The 18,303-nt window shown below is 51.2% G+C and carries 18 protein-coding genes; 5 read left to right on the top strand and 13 right to left on the bottom strand.

Going from position 1 to position 18,303, the window contains the following annotated elements:
* Positions 1-38: 38 nt before the first annotated feature.
* The 3 genes from PUT07_RS30060 to PUT07_RS30050 are packed head-to-tail and all read right to left on the bottom strand — an operon-like array spanning position 39 to position 3,331.
* Positions 39-1,301 carry a cation:proton antiporter gene (locus PUT07_RS30060; RefSeq protein ID WP_274472465.1) on the bottom strand — a complete coding sequence of 421 codons (1,263 nt, stop codon included), beginning with the start codon at positions 1,299-1,301 and terminating at the stop codon, positions 39-41.
* Entirely contained in the window at positions 1,301-1,963 is a 663-nt protein-coding gene (locus tag PUT07_RS30055) for a potassium channel family protein (protein WP_274472464.1), read from the bottom strand. Before PUT07_RS30055 ends, PUT07_RS30060 begins: the two co-directional genes overlap by 1 nt.
* A 15-nt stretch (positions 1,964-1,978) precedes the next feature.
* Positions 1,979-3,331, bottom strand: coding sequence for a TrkH family potassium uptake protein (locus tag PUT07_RS30050; RefSeq protein WP_274472463.1), 1,353 nt, complete (start codon positions 3,329-3,331; stop codon positions 1,979-1,981).
* A 218-nt stretch (positions 3,332-3,549) separates the two neighbouring features.
* Between PUT07_RS30050 and PUT07_RS30045 the strand changes: the two genes are divergently transcribed.
* Positions 3,550-5,187: a CPBP family intramembrane glutamic endopeptidase gene (locus PUT07_RS30045; protein WP_274472462.1), complete on the top strand. Its 1,638-nt coding sequence runs from the start codon at positions 3,550-3,552 to the stop codon at positions 5,185-5,187.
* Here PUT07_RS30045 and uvrC read toward each other — a convergent pair.
* The 3 genes from uvrC to PUT07_RS30030 form a co-directional block, all read right to left on the bottom strand.
* Positions 5,147-7,060, bottom strand: coding sequence for an excinuclease ABC subunit UvrC (gene uvrC, locus PUT07_RS30040; protein ID WP_274472534.1), 1,914 nt, complete (start codon positions 7,058-7,060; stop codon positions 5,147-5,149). The two genes, PUT07_RS30045 and uvrC, sit on opposite strands and share 41 nt — an antisense overlap.
* A 170-nt stretch (positions 7,061-7,230) precedes the next feature.
* Positions 7,231-7,545: a thioredoxin gene (gene trxA / locus PUT07_RS30035; protein WP_274472461.1), complete on the bottom strand. Its 315-nt coding sequence runs from the start codon at positions 7,543-7,545 to the stop codon at positions 7,231-7,233.
* A 139-nt stretch (positions 7,546-7,684) separates the two neighbouring features.
* Entirely contained in the window at positions 7,685-8,068 is a 384-nt protein-coding gene (locus tag PUT07_RS30030) for a MerR family transcriptional regulator (RefSeq protein ID WP_274472533.1), read from the bottom strand.
* Positions 8,069-8,277: 209 nt separating this feature from the next.
* On the opposite strand from PUT07_RS30030, the gene PUT07_RS30025 reads away from it, so the two are divergent.
* Both PUT07_RS30025 and PUT07_RS30020 read left to right on the top strand, forming a co-directional pair.
* A complete protein-coding gene (locus tag PUT07_RS30025; protein WP_274472460.1) occupies positions 8,278-8,421 on the top strand; it encodes a YqzM family protein in 144 nt (47 codons plus the stop codon).
* A gap of 84 nt (positions 8,422-8,505) precedes the next feature.
* On the top strand, positions 8,506-9,510 hold the full coding sequence (locus tag PUT07_RS30020) for a globin-coupled sensor protein (RefSeq protein ID WP_274472459.1): 1,005 nt from the start codon (positions 8,506-8,508) through the stop codon (positions 9,508-9,510).
* Between the two features lie 570 nt (positions 9,511-10,080).
* On the opposite strand, the gene dnaI is transcribed toward PUT07_RS30020, so the two are convergent.
* From dnaI to PUT07_RS30005, 3 genes are all read right to left on the bottom strand, one after another.
* Complete coding sequence (gene dnaI, locus PUT07_RS30015) at positions 10,081-11,034, bottom strand: primosomal protein DnaI (RefSeq protein WP_274472458.1); 954 nt, start codon at positions 11,032-11,034, stop codon at positions 10,081-10,083.
* A gap of 42 nt (positions 11,035-11,076) precedes the next feature.
* Entirely contained in the window at positions 11,077-12,582 is a 1,506-nt protein-coding gene (locus PUT07_RS30010; protein ID WP_274472457.1) for a helicase DnaB, read from the bottom strand.
* A 174-nt stretch (positions 12,583-12,756) separates the two neighbouring features.
* On the bottom strand, positions 12,757-13,128 hold the full coding sequence (locus PUT07_RS30005) for a winged helix-turn-helix transcriptional regulator (RefSeq protein WP_274472456.1): 372 nt from the start codon (positions 13,126-13,128) through the stop codon (positions 12,757-12,759).
* A 122-nt stretch (positions 13,129-13,250) separates the two neighbouring features.
* On the opposite strand from PUT07_RS30005, the gene PUT07_RS30000 reads away from it, so the two are divergent.
* Positions 13,251-14,288 (top strand): zinc-binding alcohol dehydrogenase family protein, encoded by a 1,038-nt coding sequence (locus PUT07_RS30000; RefSeq protein ID WP_274472455.1) that lies wholly within the window; start codon positions 13,251-13,253, stop codon positions 14,286-14,288.
* 88 nt (positions 14,289-14,376) lie between these two features.
* On the opposite strand, the gene PUT07_RS29995 is transcribed toward PUT07_RS30000, so the two are convergent.
* Entirely contained in the window at positions 14,377-15,258 is an 882-nt protein-coding gene (locus tag PUT07_RS29995) for an alpha/beta fold hydrolase (protein WP_274472454.1), read from the bottom strand.
* Between the two features lie 72 nt (positions 15,259-15,330).
* Entirely contained in the window at positions 15,331-15,615 is a 285-nt protein-coding gene (locus PUT07_RS29990) for a YuiB family protein (RefSeq protein WP_274472453.1), read from the bottom strand.
* A gap of 179 nt (positions 15,616-15,794) precedes the next feature.
* Between PUT07_RS29990 and hemQ the strand changes: the two genes are divergently transcribed.
* Positions 15,795-16,541 (top strand): hydrogen peroxide-dependent heme synthase, encoded by a 747-nt coding sequence (gene hemQ / locus PUT07_RS29985; RefSeq protein ID WP_274472452.1) that lies wholly within the window; start codon positions 15,795-15,797, stop codon positions 16,539-16,541.
* A 48-nt stretch (positions 16,542-16,589) separates the two neighbouring features.
* Here the strand turns inward: hemQ and PUT07_RS29980 are convergent, their stop codons facing one another.
* Together PUT07_RS29980 and PUT07_RS29975 are read right to left on the bottom strand one after the other, a co-directional pair.
* Positions 16,590-16,877: a hypothetical protein gene (locus PUT07_RS29980; RefSeq protein ID WP_274472451.1), complete on the bottom strand. Its 288-nt coding sequence runs from the start codon at positions 16,875-16,877 to the stop codon at positions 16,590-16,592.
* A 28-nt stretch (positions 16,878-16,905) separates the two neighbouring features.
* Entirely contained in the window at positions 16,906-18,096 is a 1,191-nt protein-coding gene (locus tag PUT07_RS29975; protein WP_274472450.1) for an NAD(P)/FAD-dependent oxidoreductase, read from the bottom strand.
* Positions 18,097-18,303: the final 207 nt, after the last annotated feature.

Genomic DNA, 18,303 nt, shown 5'->3' with positions numbered 1-18,303 from the left:
ACGCTAACTGTCCTTGCAGGCAGAAAATAGAACTGACATCAAGACGCTCCGTGCTCAAGCGGTTCTGCCTCGCCCGGCTTCACTTCAAGCCCCAGCTTCCTGGCCACATATGCCGTCGTGCTCGCTTGAAATAGAATGGTGATCAGCACGGCCATGAAGGTTACGCTCGCTATAAGGTCGCTGTGCGCAACTCCCATGCCAGCCACCATCCCGCACAATGCCGCTGGAATGACTCCCGTCTCGCGCACCCAGAACATGAACAGGATTTCGTTGCGCTTCCACTTCGCTTTGCGGTCCGGCCACGTGCAGAGGAGAACCGTTAGCGGCCGAGCGATGAAGATGAAAACGACTATGACCCCCAGACTCGTCCAGAAATGCTCGAGAATAACCGGGAAATTCACTTGGCTGCCAAGAAGAATGAAAATAAGCATCCGCATAATCACAGTAATATTTTCAGAGAAATGCTCCATTTCGTGCCGTTTATCTTCCATCGCCAGCTTAAATGTCCCCGCATTCCCCCAAATCAATCCCGCTGTGAAAGTCGCCATGAACCCGCTGACCCCTAACAGTTCCCCGGCAATATAGGCGAAAAGCGAGGTCACGATCATGGCGATCGTCGCATAATCGCGGAGCATGCCCAGCTTCAGATGCGCAGTCAAATACGTCATGACGAATCCGATTGCCCCCCCAAGCAGCAGCCCTCCCACCGCCGTGGTAATGAAATCCAGGATGCCGGAGGCGAGCGAAACTTCCCCCGTTCCCAGAATGACGGCAAGCAGCGAGAAAGTGAGAATGGACGCCGTCGCATCATTGAAGGCCGACTCGCTTTCAACCGTCTCTCTGACCTTGGTGCGGATCTTGACTTGTTTGAATACCGGAATGAGCGTTGCCGGATCCGTCGACGCAATAATGGCGCCCAGCAGCAGCGCATACAGCCAAGGCAGGTTCAGCAGCACATGGGCCGCCGCTGCAACCGCCCCGCATGTGATGATCACCCCGGGCACGCTCAGCATGCCGATCGTCAACCATACCCGTTTCAGACCCCCGAGCTTGATGTTGCGCCCGCCGTCGAAAAGAATTAATGCAGAGCCTATGGTCAGAATAAACTGATTGGTGAATGAAGTGCTGGGCTCATAAATCCAATGAAAGGCTTGACCGGCAATCATCCCGGCGATAAGAAACATGGCTACATCCGGCAGTTTCAGCCAAGACGCCGCCTTCCCGAACAGCATCCCAAGGCCGAAGATGAGCACAAGCAGCACAATAACATGCTCGATGAGATGGGAGGTCGCATTGTCCATTATCGGATGACTTCGCTTTCGAACTCTTCAATTTGGTCGTTCGTGCCGATGATCACCATAATATCGTTCTCGTTCACGACATCCGTTGCCGTAGGTGCGATAATGACGCCGGTCTGTTTGTTGATCGCCACGACGCTGCAGCCGAACTTCGCCCGCGGGTCCAACTGTTTGATCGATAAGCCGCACAACCGCTTGGGCACTGACAGCTCGGCTACCGTATAATCCTTGGAAATCTCGATATAATCGAGCAGGTTAGGCGAATTGAGCTGGTGAGCGACGCGAATGCCCATATCCCGCTCCGGATAAATCACCCGGTCGACCCCCAGCTTATTCAGCACTTTGCCGTGAAGCTCGGACAACGCTTTGGCCACCACTTTCTTAATTCCTAGATCTTTGAGCACAATGGCTGTCAAAATACTGGACTGAATGTCGTCTCCGATCGCAACGACGGCGCAGTCGAAATTGCGCACGCCCAGCGACTTCAGCACATCCTCGTCGGTGGCGTCGGCAACGACGGTATGTGTAAGCACATGGCTCATCTCGTCTACCGCTTCCTCATCCTTGTCAATCCCAAGCACCTCATTGCCAAGCTTCATCAGCTCCTTAGAAATGCTGGCTCCGAAGCGCCCCAGTCCAACAACCACATATTGCGTCTTTTTCATTATGTTTCGTTTCCCCTATCCAATCGTGATTTTACCCTCAGGGTATCTATATAATTCTTTCTCTTGTTTCGGCTGCAGCGCATAAGCCAAGGTAATCGGTCCGAGGCGTCCGGCGAACATCGTCAAGGAAATGAGAATTTTACCGAACGTCGTTAACTCCGGCGTCAGCCCCATCGTTAATCCGACCGTGCCGAAAGCGGAGGTTACCTCGAACAAAATCTTGAGCAGCTGCGAATCCTCTGTGGTGGACAGCAGCATGGTAACGATAATAACCAGAAACAAGGCCATCATGGTTAGGGTAATAGCCTTAAGAATGCGGTCTTTCGCCAGTCGATAACGGAAAATGACGATATCTTCCTTACCTCGAATCATCGTAACGATAGCGGAGATGAGAATCGTGAACGTCGTCGTTTTGATACCGCCGCCCGTCGAGCCCGGCGATGCACCGATAAACATCAGGATCACAATGAAGAACTGTGTCGCCTGCCGCAGCGCGCCGATATCCACCGTATTGGGGCCCGCCGTCCTTGGCGCCACCGACTGGAAGAAGGAGGCCAGTATTTTACCGCCCAAATCCAACGAGCCCAGGGTTCTGTTATTCGTATATTCGAATATAAAAATGATAAGAGCTCCTGCAACGATCAGTAAGCCGGTCATACTTAGTACAACCTTAGAATGAAGGGAGAGCTTCTTCGTCTTGTTATAATCCATTACATCCGCCATCACGACAAAACCGATACCGCCAAGAACGATAAGCGCCATCGCCACAAAGTTCACCACGAAATCGTCCGCATATCCCGTCAAAGAGACGAAAGGAGCGTCGACGGTCCCGAATAGATCGAAGCCGGCATTGTTAAACATCGAAATCGCATGCCAGATCCCGAAATACAGCGCCTTGGAAAACCCCAGATCAAAGGTCCAGCGTATGGCGAAAATCACGGCCGCAATCGCCTCGATCGATAACGAGTATATGAGGACTCTCCGGATCAAACGCACGATGCCTTCCATACTGCCTTGGTTCAGAGCTTCTTGCAGAATCAATCTTTCTTTGAGGGTAATTTTCTTGCGAAACACGAATGCTAGCAAGGTAGCCATCGTCATGAAGCCCAAGCCGCCGATCTGAATCAGGCTGATGATCACGATCTGACCGAATATCGTATAGACGCTGCCCGTATCCACAACGACAAGCCCTGTCACGCAGGTTGCTGAGGTCGCCGTAAAGAGCGCATCGATGAAAGGGATCGGGCGACCTGTCGCGGAAGCGACCGGAAGCGTGAGAAGACCGGCTCCGACCAGGATGATCGCGGCAAAGCCAAGCACCAATACTTGCGGCGGGGTCATCTGCCAAATACTCAATTTTTTGAACATAGAGTTTCTCCTCATCCATTTGTGCAATCACGTGCATGTGCGTAACCTTTTACACGTAGAGTTCCCCATTATCGTGAAGACATTCGGCTATTCATGCAAATATAGGTATTATATAACTGTTTGAATTGCTTTTCCACCTAAAATTCGCATTCTTCATAAACTCGTGATAACGTGGAAATAGGGTTTGATACTTACTCAATTCAGAAGGGATTGTGACGATGCCAAGGTTCCGATTAAACCGATTTCTCCTCCTACTTGCCTGTATAGGCGTTGCTCTTTACTTTGGCGTTTCCGCACTTTATGGCATGCAGCAAGAGGATGAGCCGCAGGCGGACAACCCGGCGCTAACCAAACAGCAAGCGGCAGAGGCCGCCTCGACATTCATCAGCGGGCGTTATGCCATTAAGGCTCCCGAGACGTATGTCGTCTACCAGTCCAAGAAAGAGCGCAGCGGTTATTTGCAGAAGGAGCATTTGTCCCAAAGCTACGAGGACACCTATGGGAAGCATTATCCGCTGGACTATTACCAGGTTCAAGTGGGGGACGCCAGGCAAAGCCGTTTATTCGAAGTGGAAATCAACTACACGGACGGTTCCGTAATCAGTTGGCGGGAGACGTACCGCGACGATGCCTCTGCACTCATCAGTCAAACGAAGGCCGACATTCTGGCCAAGCAGGAAATGCGGGCGCAAGGGCTTAATCCCGACGAGATGAAGCCGATCGCCAAAGAAGACGATGGCACGGATTCCTCTTCAGGACTCGTTCTGTACTACGAGAAGCAATCTCAGCCAATGGGCGAAGCGAAGCTGCAGGTGCGCACCCAATTCGACGACGCCAATCTGGTCGGCTACACGGTACTATTCAGCTTACCCGCCTCACATCTGGCTTGGCTCAACCAGCAGGATCATTCGGCTTCTGTCATGACGTGGATTTCGATGGGCTTTTCTCTGATCATGACCGTTGCGGCCATCGTGTTCGCCATCCTCTATCGCAAACAGATGAGATTCACCAACGGGCTGCTGCTTACAGCCATATTCCTGGCCATATATATCACCAATAATTTCAATATGTATCCGGCCTTCCGCTCGATGAGCATAGGCGCCGTCAATGGGGAATTCGCCACGATGGCTGCGATTATATTCATGAATGTGCTGGCTCTCGGCCTCGGCATCTCGCTCTACCTGTCGCTTGTGGCAGGCAACGGATTGTGGAACCGGATCGGACAGCCCAAGTGGCCGTCCTGGAGGGAAGGCAAATTCGGCACAGAAGCGTTTCACGGTATGGGCCGCGGGTATTTGTTAGCCCTCTTCATCCTGGGCGTTCAGCAAGTGCTGTTCTACACCGGCGACGTCAAATTCGACGTCTGGGCCGTCAATGACCCGACCGACTCCGTGCTCAACATGGCGGAACCCCGCTTCTTCCCGCTCATGGCGTGGGTCGCGGCAATATCCGAGGAGGCCACCTACAGGCTGCTTGGTATCATGCTGTTCAAAAAGCTGTTCCGCAATAACTTCATTGCGATTCTCATTCCGAGTGTGATCTGGGCCGCCAGCCACACCCAGTATCCGATCTATCCGGTCTACACGCGGCTCGTCGAAGTTACCATCATCGGCCTTATTCTTGGTTATGTATTCCTGAAATACGGCTTCATCACAGCCGTATTCGCACATGCTTGCATGGACAGCATCCTCATGGGCATGTCACTCTTCTCGTTAGGACATATCAGCGATATCATCAGCGGCATCTTCTATCTGCTGCTCCCTGCGCTCGTCGGCTGCTTCCTGGCCTGGCTGCATGGAAAAAGGCGGGGCCCCCTTATTCCTGGGGGGCCGCCGCCTCGCCTTGAAGCGCTTTGAGAATCTCGCTTGCCAATTTCTCACCGATACCTAGAGGCTTGAAGTCTTCGACTTCAGCCTCTTTAATTTTGCGCACGGAGCCGAAATGCTTCAGCAGCGCCTTCCTGCGCTTCTCGCCGATGCCCGGGATCGCATCGAGCTGGGAGACGACCATCGACTTCGCTCTCGTTTCCCGATGGAACGTAATCGCGAACCGGTGGACTTCATCCTGAATCCGCTGAAGCAAGTAAAATTCCTGGCTGTCGCGCGGCAAAGGAATGACTTCGGCCGGATCTCCCATCATGAGCTGCGCCGTCTTATGCTTCGCGTCCTTGACGAGTCCGCACACAGGGATGTACAGCCCCAGCTCATTCTCCAGAACATCGATCGCTGCGGAGATTTGCCCTTTGCCCCCGTCCACGACGATGAGATCGGGCATCGTCAGATTCTCCTTGAGCACCCGCTCATATCTGCGGCGGATGACCTCGCGCATCGTATCGTAGTCATCCGGACCGACGACGGTTTTGACTTTGTACTTGCGGTACTCCTTGCGGTCGGGCTTACCGTCCACAAACACAACCATCGCCGAGACCGGGTTCGTCCCTTGGATGTTGGAGTTATCGAACGCTTCGATCCGGCTGATCTTGCCCATGCCGAGCCATTCGCCGAGATTCTCCACGGCCTTGGTCGTGCGGCTCTCGTCCCTCGCCACCAGACGGAACTTCTCTTCCAGCGCGTTGCGGGCATTATCCTTCGCCATATCAACCATCTGCTTCTTGAGTCCGCGCTGCGGGATATGGACCCTCACTTTCAGCCACGATTCCAGCGCTTCACGGACATCCTTCATCTCAGCCTCGGCCTGCGCCGAAACGACAGGCTCCGCCTGCGCAGCCTCAGCCGGCTCGGCTTGGCCTGCATCAGGCTCTCCCGCTTGAACAGCCTGGTCAACGGCTGAACCAGCCGCCTGCTCCGGCATGCCCGGCAGGAAAATCTCCTTCGGCAGCGCCGGATTATCGATATAGACCTGTGTCACATAGGTAATGAAATCGTTGTACTCGTCCCCGTAATAAGGAAACAGCGAGACGTGCCGCTCGATCAGCTTGCCCTGCCGCATGTACTGGATATGCACCGCCATCCAGCCCTTATCGACCGCGTAACCGAACACATCGCGGTCCTGCGCATCGACGGCATTGATTTTCTGCTTCTCCATGACGGCGTCGATGCTCATGATATGATCGCGCAGCTCCTTCGCGCGCTCGAAGTTCAATTCCTCTGCTGCGGCCAGCATTTTGGCCGTCAGCTCTTCCTTAATGACATCGTGTCCTCCGTTCAGGAAACGGGTGATCTCCTGCACCATCCGCTCGTTCGTCTCCGCGGTGACCTCGTATTCGCAAGGCGCCAGACACTGCCCGATATGATAGTAGAGACATACTTTATCGGGCATCGTCTTGCACTTGCGCAGCGGATACAGCCGGTCCAGCAGCTTCTTCGTTTGCTGGGCTGCGAAGGCGTTCGGATAAGGGCCGAAATACTTCCCCTTATCCTTATACACGCGCCGCGTCACTTCCAGACGCGGCTGCGCTTCATGTGTAATCTTGATATACGGGAACGTCTTGTCATCCTTGAGCAGGACGTTGTACCGCGGATGATGCTGCTTAATCAGATTACACTCGAGAATGAGCGCCTCCATATTCGAGGAGGTGATGATATATTCAAAGTCGCGAATTTCGCTGACCAACTTTTGTGTTTTCGCGCCATGGCTGCCTGTGAAATAGGAGCGCACGCGATTTTTCAATACTTTGGCCTTGCCTACATAAATAATCGTGCCTTCCCGATTTTTCATGATATAGCAGCCCGGCTTATCCGGTAACAGCGACAGCTTATGTTTGATCATTTCCAAACTCCGCTCGCGGCTGGCCGCATCCTCATGCTGGTGTTCGTGAAGCTCGTGATCATGCTCCGTCATGTTTCCAAATCTCCTTTCGCGCACAAAAAAAAAGCTCCTTTTCAGCATAGCAGAAAAAGAGCTTTTTCACACGAACAATTGTTTCTAATTTGAATCAATTATTGATGACGGGATACTACATTTTTCAAAGAGTCTTTGGATTGGAAACCAACCACTTTATCAACCGGCTGTCCGTCTTTGAACACGATCAGCGTCGGGATGCTCATTACACCGAAGCGAGCTGCGGATTCCGGATTGTCATCCACGTTCACTTTCGCGATTTTCAAAGATTCCACTTCTTTATCCAGCTCTTCCAGAACAGGAGCGATCATTTTGCAAGGTCCGCACCAAGGTGCCCAGAAGTCTACAAGTACTGTACCTTCGCTTTCAACTTCAGCTTTAAAGCTGTTATCAGAAACATTCACAATTGCCATGATAGTTTCCTCCTTCTAATGAATGGTTGTATAACATCAAGTAGTGATAGTCTACCGATGAACGTCAACATGTAAAGTATACCACACCTATAGCCCTTTTCAACCAAGCCATAAGTTAGCAAACCGGATGCCGCGCCAATTACTTGGCAGGCAGTTCTACGGGCAAACCTTGAAGTCTCTGCTGCTCGATATACGAGATGCGGTCCTTCAAGTTCGCTTGGAGCATTTGGAGCATTTCCATCTGTCTCTCGATGTCCTGCAGCTTCTCCGTGTAGAGTGGCAGCAGATCGTCGCAGAGCGACTCCTGATTCTTCATGACACAGTTCAGGAAGCTTTCGATCTGTTCGGTCGTAAAGCCGAGGCTCAAATAGAATTGAATGGTTTTGACGCGCTCAACGGCCATTTGGTTGAAGACCCGGTACCCGTTCTCCTCCCGCTGCGTAGCGATCAGCCCTTTGGCTTCGTAGTACCGTAAAGAACGAATACTGGCGCCGGTCAGCTTGGATAACTCACTAATCCGCATGGCTTTCACCTTTTTCCTTTTCCTTGATCAAGTAAGGATGATTTTATTGTAAACCATAACACTAATGTCAGAGTCAAGATTTATTTTGCATTTTCCGCTGCTGTCTGTTATTGTTTGCACAATTGTCACTTCCATCACCTTTACAAGTTTCGACGAATTTGGGTATACTAAGCTTAAACTTCGAATGTCGGACGTTAGGGGGTAACCACATGAGCGATCCTAAACACCCTGAGCTTCACGTGTATGAAGAGCCGCGCAACGATTTCATGGATGTAGGTATCGGATTCGGCGTGTTCTTTGGCATTTTGTTCATCATTGCAATCGTTGCAACAGCCATTCAAGTTATGAAATAGGCTCATACTAGCCTTACAAAACCGCTTTGCACAGCTGTGTAAGGCGGTTTTTTCATTAGACCACTAAGGAGACTATCGATTCAAATGATCAAAGTTCAAGCAGCACGTCAGAAACTCATTACTTACATCGGATTAACGAATGCGGATCTAGAACTACTGCACAGCAAGGAAGAAGCATTCCAAACGGTCGTCAACCAGCTTGTCGATGAGTTGTATGCGGATATTATCGAGGTTCCTGAGCTTCTTGCCATTATTCAGCAGCACAGTACGATTGACCGGCTCAAAGAAACGCAGCGCTGGTACTTCCTCTCCATGGCTTCCGGCGTGATGGATGATGAGTATATCGAGAGACGGCTCTTTATCGGCAAAGTCCATTCCCGTATCGGCCTAACAACCTCCTGGTACTTGGGCACTTATTTGAAATATACCGACATTGCTTCGAAACATTTTAAAACCCTTATGCCCGAAGAGTGGGTTCACGTTATCCATTCGCTTAGCAAGATGTTCAACCTGGACAGCCAGCTTGTGCTGGAAGCCTACGAGTATGATGAGAAGCTGAAGATTCAAAGGCTTGTGGACGAGCAGGATACAATGCTGACGACCATCTCCGGGGCCGTGCAAGACCTGGCTTCCATGATGGTCGAACTTGGCGGCAGCTCCCAGACCGTAGCCGATACGGCGATCAAGACGGCGGAGTCGCAGGATCAATCCAATATACGTATTGACGAGTTGCAGCATGAAATCAAGGATATCTCCAAGATGGGCTCCGTCATGAAAGAAATCTCCGATCAGACGCATCTGCTCGGACTCAACGCAGCCATTGAAGCAGCCCGTTCCGGCGAGCATGGGCGCGGCTTTGAAGTCGTCGCCAACGAAGTGCGCAAGCTGGCTACGAATTCTCGGGAAGCGCTGAACACAATTCAGGAGAAGCTGAAGCTGATCACGAAGAAGCTCGAGCTCGTTCAGAAAGGCTCGGAGGAGACGACGCACTACGCCCGTACTCAGGCGGCCAGCGCCCAAGAGCTCACCTCCTTCGTACAGATGATCGAGAACGTAACGACGCAGCTGGAGAAGCTCAAAAAGCAATAAACAGAAGACCCTTCGAACCACTTGGGTGCCTAAAATGAGCACAGTATCACATAGCGGTACGTGGTTACCCAGTGGCTCAAGGGCATACAGTTGCACGCAAGATAAACAGCAGCACATATTGATGCACAAAGACCAATAGCGCCCCCAACGGGTACGCCGATGGATGCTAGATAGTCAAACTTTGGCCTCACAACGTCCGGGAATCCAATATCTCGGCCCATGAATCCTTGAACGTCGGGCCCAGACACAGTGTAACTGGAATTTCTCCAGTTATTCCATCATCAAGCAGCTTTCGCCGCCAGTTAACTGGAAAATCTCCTGCTATTTCCGCGGAATTACCTGCAATCGACCCTGAATCGCTTTTTTTAGCGGGCGAAATTCCTGCTATTCCCTCAAAAAAGCCTAATCCAGATTGAAATAACTGGAGTTTTTCCAGTTACCAGCCGGCAGGAAAGAATGCCGGCTTCCAAGCAAAACCAGTCCAAATAAGAAAGCCGCCTATTCAAGCTAGGCGGCTTTCTCTTACATATCTCTGAATTTGAAGGGTTTTCTTCGGCTAGGAGCCAAATACTACGCCTTGCCCCGCTTATTCGTGCCAAGCACTTCGATGACATCGACGAACGGCCGGATTCGGTCCATAATCCGCTGGCCTTTGAACTCTTCGTCGCCATCCTTATTCGTGAAGCTGAAATGCTTCTCGAGGTCGTTCAGCGCGTAATTGGACGTGAAGAACGTCGGCTTCCGGTTCATGCGGTGGTTGACAATCGCGCCGATGACATGGTCGCGAAGCCACGGATTCAGATTCTCCGCGCCGATATCGTCGAACACGAGCAGATCCGTCTCTTTGAGCAGATCGATCGTTTCCTTCAACTTGGAAGGCTCCTGGAACATGCCCTTCAAATCCTCGGCGAAATCCGGCATATACACGATCGCCCCGGTCATGCCGACTTTGGCCAGCTGGTGCAGCATATAGCCCATAAGGAACGTCTTGCCCGTGCCGAACATGCCGGATAAGTAAAGACCGCGCGTCTGCAGACCGTTCTCCATCGTTTCATTCACGTAATCATTGATCTTCATGACGGCCTTCGCCCGGTCCCAATCGGTCTCGAGAATCTCCTCGAACGAGTAGCTTCTCGTAATCATCCTGGGATCCACGTGAAAGGTGCGGATGCGGGAAGAGATGGCATCCTGCAGCTGCTTGGCGATGAATTTCTTGCACGCCACTTTCTCTTCATGAATAAAAACTTTGTCCTGATCCGTACTCGCGCTCAGCATCGTATAATGCCCCGTCATATCGTTCGGGCAGTTGTCCAGACCGGGACAATTCGAGCAGGTCTTGAACTCGGTCACATATTGGTACAGCTTGTTCATATTGATCTTGACGGCGTAATCATCGACGAAGGCATACTTCTGGCGAAACTTATGAATCAGCGGATCATCCAGAACCGCCTTGATCTTGACTTCCGCCTTCCGTTTCCATTCCGAATCAGGCATGGATTTAAGAATGTGTGACAGGGATTCCATTGGTTAGCGGCACCTCCTCCAAATGATCTTGCTGTGGATTCGTCAGCTCTTACGGTTAAAGCGCTCATCCAGCTTTCTTGCCATCCTTCTGGCGGCCTCCATCTCTTCCTCGGACAAACGGGAGGAAGCTACCGTCTCGGCATCCGGTACGGCTATGGGGATATGCGGCTTCTGCGTCTTGCCTTGACGGCCTCTTGTCGCAGAACCGCCCGACTTGGCGGCCTCTACTTTGGATGCCGCTTTCTGTTTGTAGCTGATCTTCTCGCGCACATACTCTACGGCTTGTTCGTAAGTAAGTATTTGTTTGCCCAGCATATCCGAAGCAACGGCCTCGATCGAAGATTTCGCCCATGAACGGCGGTCGATGTGCAGGAAGTGAATCAACACGTTGATCACTTCTTCCTTCAATTTGTAATTCAGGTCGATCTTCTCGAATATGTTAAGTACGCCGTCCGGTATGGAGCCCTGGGTAAAGAACATCTTCAGGACTGCCGTATACGGCTCGTTACGCATAATGTAATTGTATTGATGATCCGTGCATTCGCCGCGCAGCTGCTGCGGCACTTCCAAGTAATAGGCCATCTCCACGGACTTCTCTTCCGGCATCTCTTGCGAAGCGTCGGATCCGGCCTCCTCCGCTCTGGATAACGTTCGCTCTCGCTCCTCGTCGCGCTTCTTGCTCTGGCGGTAGAACAGGTTCGCATTATACTGCATCAAATCCATCTGCAGCTCCCCGTCTTCCGAGAACGCTCCGTCTTCATCCAGCAACCGGCACGTTTCTTGGAGGGACAAGTTGTACTTCTTCGCTACGATATTAATGGCCGCCATCTGGTCCGGCTTATGCTTGAGCGCTTCGACGAATACCCGATTGCCCGATCCGCGCGGAAACCGCATAATAATGTCGGCATATTGGAACCCTTTGGTCGTTACGTCCAGACGCGCTTCCCCCTGCTTGCTGGCCGAAGCCTCGTACAGCGCTTGTTCCAATTCGTAGTCGACGACCTGCGTATTCAGACGGAACAGCTCATAGAAGGGAACGGATAAATTCTCTTCACTGGCATCGCGGCATTCCACAGGCTCCGGCGCCAGCAAGTCTTCCCGCAGAGAGAGCAGCATGAACTTGCCGACCTTGTCCCGCAGCAGCAGGGTCAAATGCTGATTCCGGAAAAACTCATTAGGTCCGAGCGGCGGAAACAAGGTATAAACGAAGATATAATCCTCTTCCTCCGGCAAAAATTTGCGGGTTGTCTGCAGAAGGCCGATCGCCTCCAGCTTGGAAGACTGCTCGATCAAATACTTGCGGCCCCGCTCACCCTGCTCCAGATCCAGCAGCAAAAACAATTTCCGCTGCTGCTCCAGCGGCGAAAATCCGACTTTTTCCGCGCTCATTTGCTGATAGAGAGCTTGATAGAGAGAGATCGACAAACCGCCGATCATCGGCTGGTACATCATCGCCAGCATTTTATAATCCAAACTGCTCAAAGAAAACTCACGGTTTACACAAAACCTGTGGTTTTCCGTGAAATGCAGCATATTCGTCATTCTCATTCGATTACAGCACCATCCTGCCTAAGCTCAACCGATCGCAATACAGGAAAGATTGCACCTCGGTTTCTCTCTACTAGTCTACCACAAAAATCGACACGACTGGTATCTGCTAGAGAAAAGATAATATTACCTGAAATGAAAAACCAACCTTTCGATTGGCGCAGGCTGGCGAGTTCAAGTTCGCTCCAGGGAGAGGGAACATTCTGAATTTTTCTTATATTGGCTTCCCCATTCTTTCATGAGCAGCAGAATCGGCGTTAACGTCCGGCCAAACTCCGTCAGCGAATATTCAACTTTCGGCGGTACTTGATGATACACCTCACGGTGCACGATGCCGTCCTCCTCCAGCTCCCGCAGCTGCAAGGTCAGCATTCTCTGGGAAATGGACGGACAGATTCGTTTGAATTCATTGAATCTTTTGGTGCCGTCAATCAAATGATACAGCAGCACGCCCTTCCATTTGCCTCCGATAATATCCAGTGTAAATTCAACGGGGCAACCTTCCATATTTCCCTCGCTGCCATAGCCGCTTTTCCGATCACGCATGTGACTAACCACCTCACAGTATATAAATTGATACTACATCACATGAATGTGCGTACTTCCTATTTTAGAACGAATGAGCTAAACTGACAACAGATAACTACTATTTGTAAGGAGATGACCTTATGACAACCAAAGAAACGATGAAAGCAGTAGGACTTTATCAATATTTGAGCATCGAGCATCCGGAAAGCCTGATCGACGTCCACATAGAGAAACCGGTACCCATGGGCAGAGATCTGCTCGTCAGCGTGAAAGCCATTTCCGTGAATCCGGTAGATACGAAAGTCCGCGCTCCCAAAGACAGGAAAGAGGAAGCTCCGCGCATTCTGGGGTGGGACGTCGCCGGCATCGTGACGGCAACCGGACCGGATTGCACGTTGTTCAAGCCGGGCGATGAGGTTTACTACGCAGGCAGCATTACACGCCCGGGCGGCAATAGCGAGTTCCATCTCGTCGATGAGCGAATCGTGGGCAGGAAGCCGGCATCGCTGGATTTCGCCGAAGCGGCGGCACTCCCCTTGACAGCCATTACCGCTTGGGAGGGGCTGTTTGATCGGCTTGGCGTCTCCCGCAGCGCAGCGGACAATGCGGGCCGCACGATCTTGATCATCGGCGCTGCCGGCGGCGTGGGCTCCATTGCCATTCAATTGGCCAAACATGCCGGATTGACCGTTATCGGCACCGCTTCGCGGCCGGAATCGGCACAGTGGGCGACCTCTATGGGGGCCGATCACATCATCAACCATCAGGAAGCTTTCGTCTCTCAGTTGAAAGCTCTCGGCATGTCCGGCGTTGACTATATCTTTTGCCTGAACAGCACCGATCAGCATTGGCAGAACATGGCGGAGGCCATCGTACCGCAAGGCATCATTTGCTCCATCGTAGAAACGGCTCAGCCGCTGAATATGAATGCGCTCAAAAATAAAAGCGCCGCGTTCGTATGGGAATTCATGTTCACGCGCGCGATGTTCGAAACCGCCGATATGATCGAGCAGCATCATCTGTTGAATGAAGTAGCCGGACTGATCGACGGCGGCACGCTGCGCACAACGCTGACGGATCGGCTGTCGCCGATTCATGCGGCGAACCTGCGCGAAGCGCATGCCCGCATCGAGGCCGGCCGTACGCTGGGCAAAATTGTTTTGGAGCATTTCGAATAACGCCAAAAGGGACTGCTGCAAAGTCGGATACGACCTTGCAGCAGTCCCTTTTGCATGTTCTCTTCGGCACAGAGGCTGCATATCATCATCAACGAAGCTCATCCTCAGACAAGCGCTCTTCTTCACTCTCCCCATACATCGCAGGATTGAGCTTTTTGGCAATTGCCAAATCCAACAACGGCCGCTCCGTCTTCTCGTCCTGCAAGCTGTCGATCCACAACCGAACCAAATCGTTCATCTTCGATGCGTATTTGGTCGGGATTTGATGCTTCGCGTCTTTTAGATAATAGAGAGAACTGTTCGGCAGCTGATCATGCAGCAGCTTGGCATACCGGTTAAAGGCGCGGTCCTTCTGACCGTAGATTAATAGGATTGGATGCCGGATATTCCTTAGCCTCAGGGTGCATGAATAAGACAGGGATTCCTTGAAATAGCTGCATACATCATCCCTGGCATCGGTAAGCGCACGCTCTTTTAATTGATGGAATGTTTCCAGCTTGTCCGCATTACCGTAAGCGATAGAGGTCCGGAGCAGCTTCATGAGCATATCCGAACCTGCCATCCGGCACGCCACCCACGCTCTGCTTACATTATATAGATCTGTCAATTCCGGCGTGCCGCTGACGATAATTCCCCCGAGGAAGCGTTCCGGGTGCGTAAGCAAGGCTTCGAGAAGCACCATGGAACCGGTTGAATAACCGCAGACATAGGCTTGTTCAATCCCCAGTTCATTCAACAACTTCACGATGTCCTCCGCTATAAGCTCAATGGTTAGCGGACATTCCGACGCACGGCTGAGCCCGTGCCCTCGGATATTGAATGTGATGATTCGGAAATGGGCGGCTAGCTGCTCTTTCTGGTAAGCGAAACCGTCCTCCGTCAACAGAGGAGGATGAATCCAAACGATCGGGTCCCCGGTACCCGAGATCTCATAATGCAGCTGCGTCCCGTTAACAAAAGCAAAAGGCAAAGTCGTCTCCTCCGTAAGGTCAAGTGCAATCTCTTCCCCTTAGCGTAGCCCGCTCTGCCTTTTTTTATGACATTAGAACATTTTGAACCCTTTGATCCGCAGTGCTTTGATGGCCGATCCGCTTAGGACAGCGCCAACCAGGCCGCCGATCGCCGGAATGATGTCGACAATCGTAAAGCTCTCGCCGCTGGATAAGAAGGATGAGGAGCTCGTTGACCCGTAAATGACGACACCGATGATCAGCACGATGAATGCATACAGCGGGAACCACGTTGTTTTCATAAGCATGTTCAAAATAAAACCGATTCCAAAAAACAACACCATCATCAAGACAGTGGCGATAATCATTTGCAGCAAAGTCTGTACCCCCTAAATGTGAAACTCGTTCATTTTCTTTTCATTGTAATCCAGAGAACCACGCAGGTAAAGTGTACACTAATTGAACATTTGCCACTTCACCCTTTGTTCATTTGCCCTTTCTCCATGAATTGGATACAATGTAGGGGATAATTTAGCCTTGAATGGAGGAACACCTCATGAGTGAAGCCGTACAAACGCTGGAAGGCTGGTATGCGCTGCATGATTTCCGTTTGATCGACTGGAACGCATGGCATGCTGCAACCCCGCAAGAGCGTAAGCATGCAATAGAAGAATTGAATACATTTCTGTCCGATTGGCAGCAAGTTGAGAACGATAAGCTGGGCAGCACGGCCGTCTACAGCATCGTTGGTCAGAAAGCGGATTTCGTATTTATGCAATTACGCGAAACCCTAGAAGAACTGAATGATCTTGAGAATGCATTCAACAAATCCAGCTTTGCCGCTTTTACAATCCCGGTATATTCTTATGTATCTATCGTTGAGTTAAGCAGCTATTTGGCCAAGCCGGGCGTTGATCCTGCGGATGACCCGGACATTCAGGCCCGCTTGAAGCCTATTCTGCCTAAGGCGAAGCACATCTGCTTCTATCCGATGAATAAACGCCGTGAAGGCAATGATAACTGGTACATGCTCCCTGCCGACGATCGCAAAACGATGATGCGCAGCCATGGCATGATCGGCCGTACCTATGCGGGCAAAGTGAAACAAATCATTACAGGCTCCGTCGGACTTGACGATTGGGAATGGGGCGTAACGCTGTTCTCCGATGATCCGCTGCATTTCAAGAAGCTAGTTTACGAAATGCGTTTCGACGAAGTGAGCGCGCGTTTCGGCGAATTCGGCGATTTCTACGTAGGCAACCTGCTGACCCCCGACAAATTCACCAAGCTTATCACCGTTTAAAACACAAAGAAGCCTGCTCTCTCGCAAGAGCAGGCTTCTTTCTATGTGTTAATCCTCATCATCCTCGTCGTCATCACGCAGTGCAGCCGCAAGCTCGGCTTCCATCTGCGCTTTGCGCGCGAGATACGCTTCCGTATCCCGGTCGCGCTGCCGGCTCTTCTCCTTCAATCTTTCGATCGCAGGCAGAATGAGAATATCAATTTCCTTCTGCACAACGGCCACATGATCGTATCTCTTCTCCGTCTCCAGATAATGACCGACTTCAATCAGCGCGTTGTACCGCTCCAGCTCATCCCGGGTAAGAAGTCCTCTTACTTGGACACTGCAGTGCCGCATAGCGATCCCCCCGTTACCTCATGATAAACTAGAAGCGCCCTTTACGAATAACGAGCGGAATACCGCCGATAATGTAGAGGTATCTCATATCAACCACTTTTTTCATCATGGCCGCTACGTTGCCTTTCAGCTTGCGGGAACCGACGATACCGATCGCTTGGCCTTTACCTAAGGAAGCTACCGTACCTTTGTTCGAGAATTTGAAAGGTTTCATTTGTGAACCGCGGATCGCCGCGATCAGATTATGCGCTACCGCTTCCCCTTGCTGCATCGCGATTTGCGCTGTCGGAGGGAAAGGTCTGCCTTCGTCGTTCATCACGATGGAGCAATCGCCGACTACATAGATGTTGTCGAATTGCGGCGCACGCAAGAACTCGTCGACTTTGATTCTGCCGCGCATCGTTTCGAAGCCGGCCTCATCGAGCATGTGGTTGCCGCGGATACCGCCGGTCCATACCACTGTCGCCGCTTTGATGAACTCATCGCCGGCAATCAGAACGCCCTCAGGCGTGCACTCTTTGATCGCCGTGCCGATCTTGAACGTGATGCCTTTGTCTGTCAAGACTTTCATCGCGTATTCAACGAGCTCAGGATCGAAGCCCGGCAGTGCTGTTGGCGCCGCTTCAATATTATATATTTTCACCAGGGACGGATCGACGTCGAACTCTTTGCAAAGCTGCGGAATGCGATCAGCAAGCTCGCCAATGAATTCAATACCGGTAAAGCCCGCTCCGCCGATGACGAAAGTCAAGTAATCTTTGCGATCCGGCTCGCGCTTGTACTTCGCGAATTGGTACTCGATGTGCTCGCGAATGAAGCGGACGCTGTTGATGCTGCGGATATTCAGTGCGTATTCCTTCAGTCCCGGAATACCGAAAGTTTCAGCTTCACCACCAAGACCGATAACCAGGTAGTCGTAGGAGAGCGTACCGTCTTCGAGAATGACCTTCTTCTCATGAGGACGGATTTGCGTAACGGTGGATTTCACGAAATCCACTTTGAACTCGTCAATCAATTTCAAAATGTTCACGCGTGCATTTTCAGGATTATCTGTACCTGCTGCCGGCATGTGGAGATGTGTGGTAATGTAATGATAGTCGTGTTTATTGACAAGTGTTACGTCAGCTTCATTATAGTTCAATTCTTTCTGCAGACGAATAGCTGAAAGAATCCCGCCATACCCGGCTCCTAGAATCACGATTCTTGGTATTCTACTCATGTCTCTCTCACTTCCATATCCGATTTTGTAGTCCAATGGTTGGTTTCTCTATCTTGTGAAAAATTACACAAACAGTTTCAAATGTAGTATACTGCTACTAGTTTGTTCTCACATGCTGTGAATTATGATGAAACAGGATGAATTTCGTCACAACATGCTAAACCGATTCTCATGATATAATATAATTTAAACAAGTAAATATCAAGT

This window comes from Paenibacillus sp. MAHUQ-63, assembly GCF_028765165.1.
GTDB lineage: Bacteria > Bacillota > Bacilli > Paenibacillales > NBRC-103111 > Paenibacillus_E.
Note: the sequence above shows the minus strand (reverse complement) of the source record. Positions and strands in the feature narration are given on the sequence as shown.

Excerpts from the sequence above, each read along its gene's own strand:
- PUT07_RS30060 (WP_274472465.1), bottom strand. The coding sequence starts at position 1,301 with ATGGACAATGCGACCTCCCATCTCATCGAGCATGTTATTGTGCTGCTT.
- PUT07_RS30055 (WP_274472464.1), bottom strand. The coding sequence starts at position 1,963 with ATGAAAAAGACGCAATATGTGGTTGTTGGACTGGGGCGCTTCGGAGCC.
- PUT07_RS30050 (WP_274472463.1), bottom strand. The coding sequence starts at position 3,331 with ATGTTCAAAAAATTGAGTATTTGGCAGATGACCCCGCCGCAAGTATTG.
- PUT07_RS30045 (WP_274472462.1), top strand. The coding sequence starts at position 3,550 with ATGCCAAGGTTCCGATTAAACCGATTTCTCCTCCTACTTGCCTGTATA.
- uvrC (WP_274472534.1), bottom strand. The coding sequence starts at position 7,060 with ATGATCAAACATAAGCTGTCGCTGTTACCGGATAAGCCGGGCTGCTAT.
- trxA (WP_274472461.1), bottom strand. The coding sequence starts at position 7,545 with ATGGCAATTGTGAATGTTTCTGATAACAGCTTTAAAGCTGAAGTTGAA.
- PUT07_RS30030 (WP_274472533.1), bottom strand. The coding sequence starts at position 8,068 with ATGCGGATTAGTGAGTTATCCAAGCTGACCGGCGCCAGTATTCGTTCT.
- PUT07_RS30025 (WP_274472460.1), top strand. The coding sequence starts at position 8,278 with ATGAGCGATCCTAAACACCCTGAGCTTCACGTGTATGAAGAGCCGCGC.
- PUT07_RS30020 (WP_274472459.1), top strand. The coding sequence starts at position 8,506 with ATGATCAAAGTTCAAGCAGCACGTCAGAAACTCATTACTTACATCGGA.
- dnaI (WP_274472458.1), bottom strand. The coding sequence starts at position 11,034 with ATGGAATCCCTGTCACACATTCTTAAATCCATGCCTGATTCGGAATGG.
- PUT07_RS30010 (WP_274472457.1), bottom strand. The coding sequence starts at position 12,582 with ATGAGAATGACGAATATGCTGCATTTCACGGAAAACCACAGGTTTTGT.
- PUT07_RS30005 (WP_274472456.1), bottom strand. The coding sequence starts at position 13,128 with ATGCGTGATCGGAAAAGCGGCTATGGCAGCGAGGGAAATATGGAAGGT.
- PUT07_RS30000 (WP_274472455.1), top strand. The coding sequence starts at position 13,251 with ATGACAACCAAAGAAACGATGAAAGCAGTAGGACTTTATCAATATTTG.
- hemQ (WP_274472452.1), top strand. The coding sequence starts at position 15,795 with ATGAGTGAAGCCGTACAAACGCTGGAAGGCTGGTATGCGCTGCATGAT.
- PUT07_RS29980 (WP_274472451.1), bottom strand. The coding sequence starts at position 16,877 with ATGCGGCACTGCAGTGTCCAAGTAAGAGGACTTCTTACCCGGGATGAG.
- PUT07_RS29975 (WP_274472450.1), bottom strand. The coding sequence starts at position 18,096 with ATGAGTAGAATACCAAGAATCGTGATTCTAGGAGCCGGGTATGGCGGG.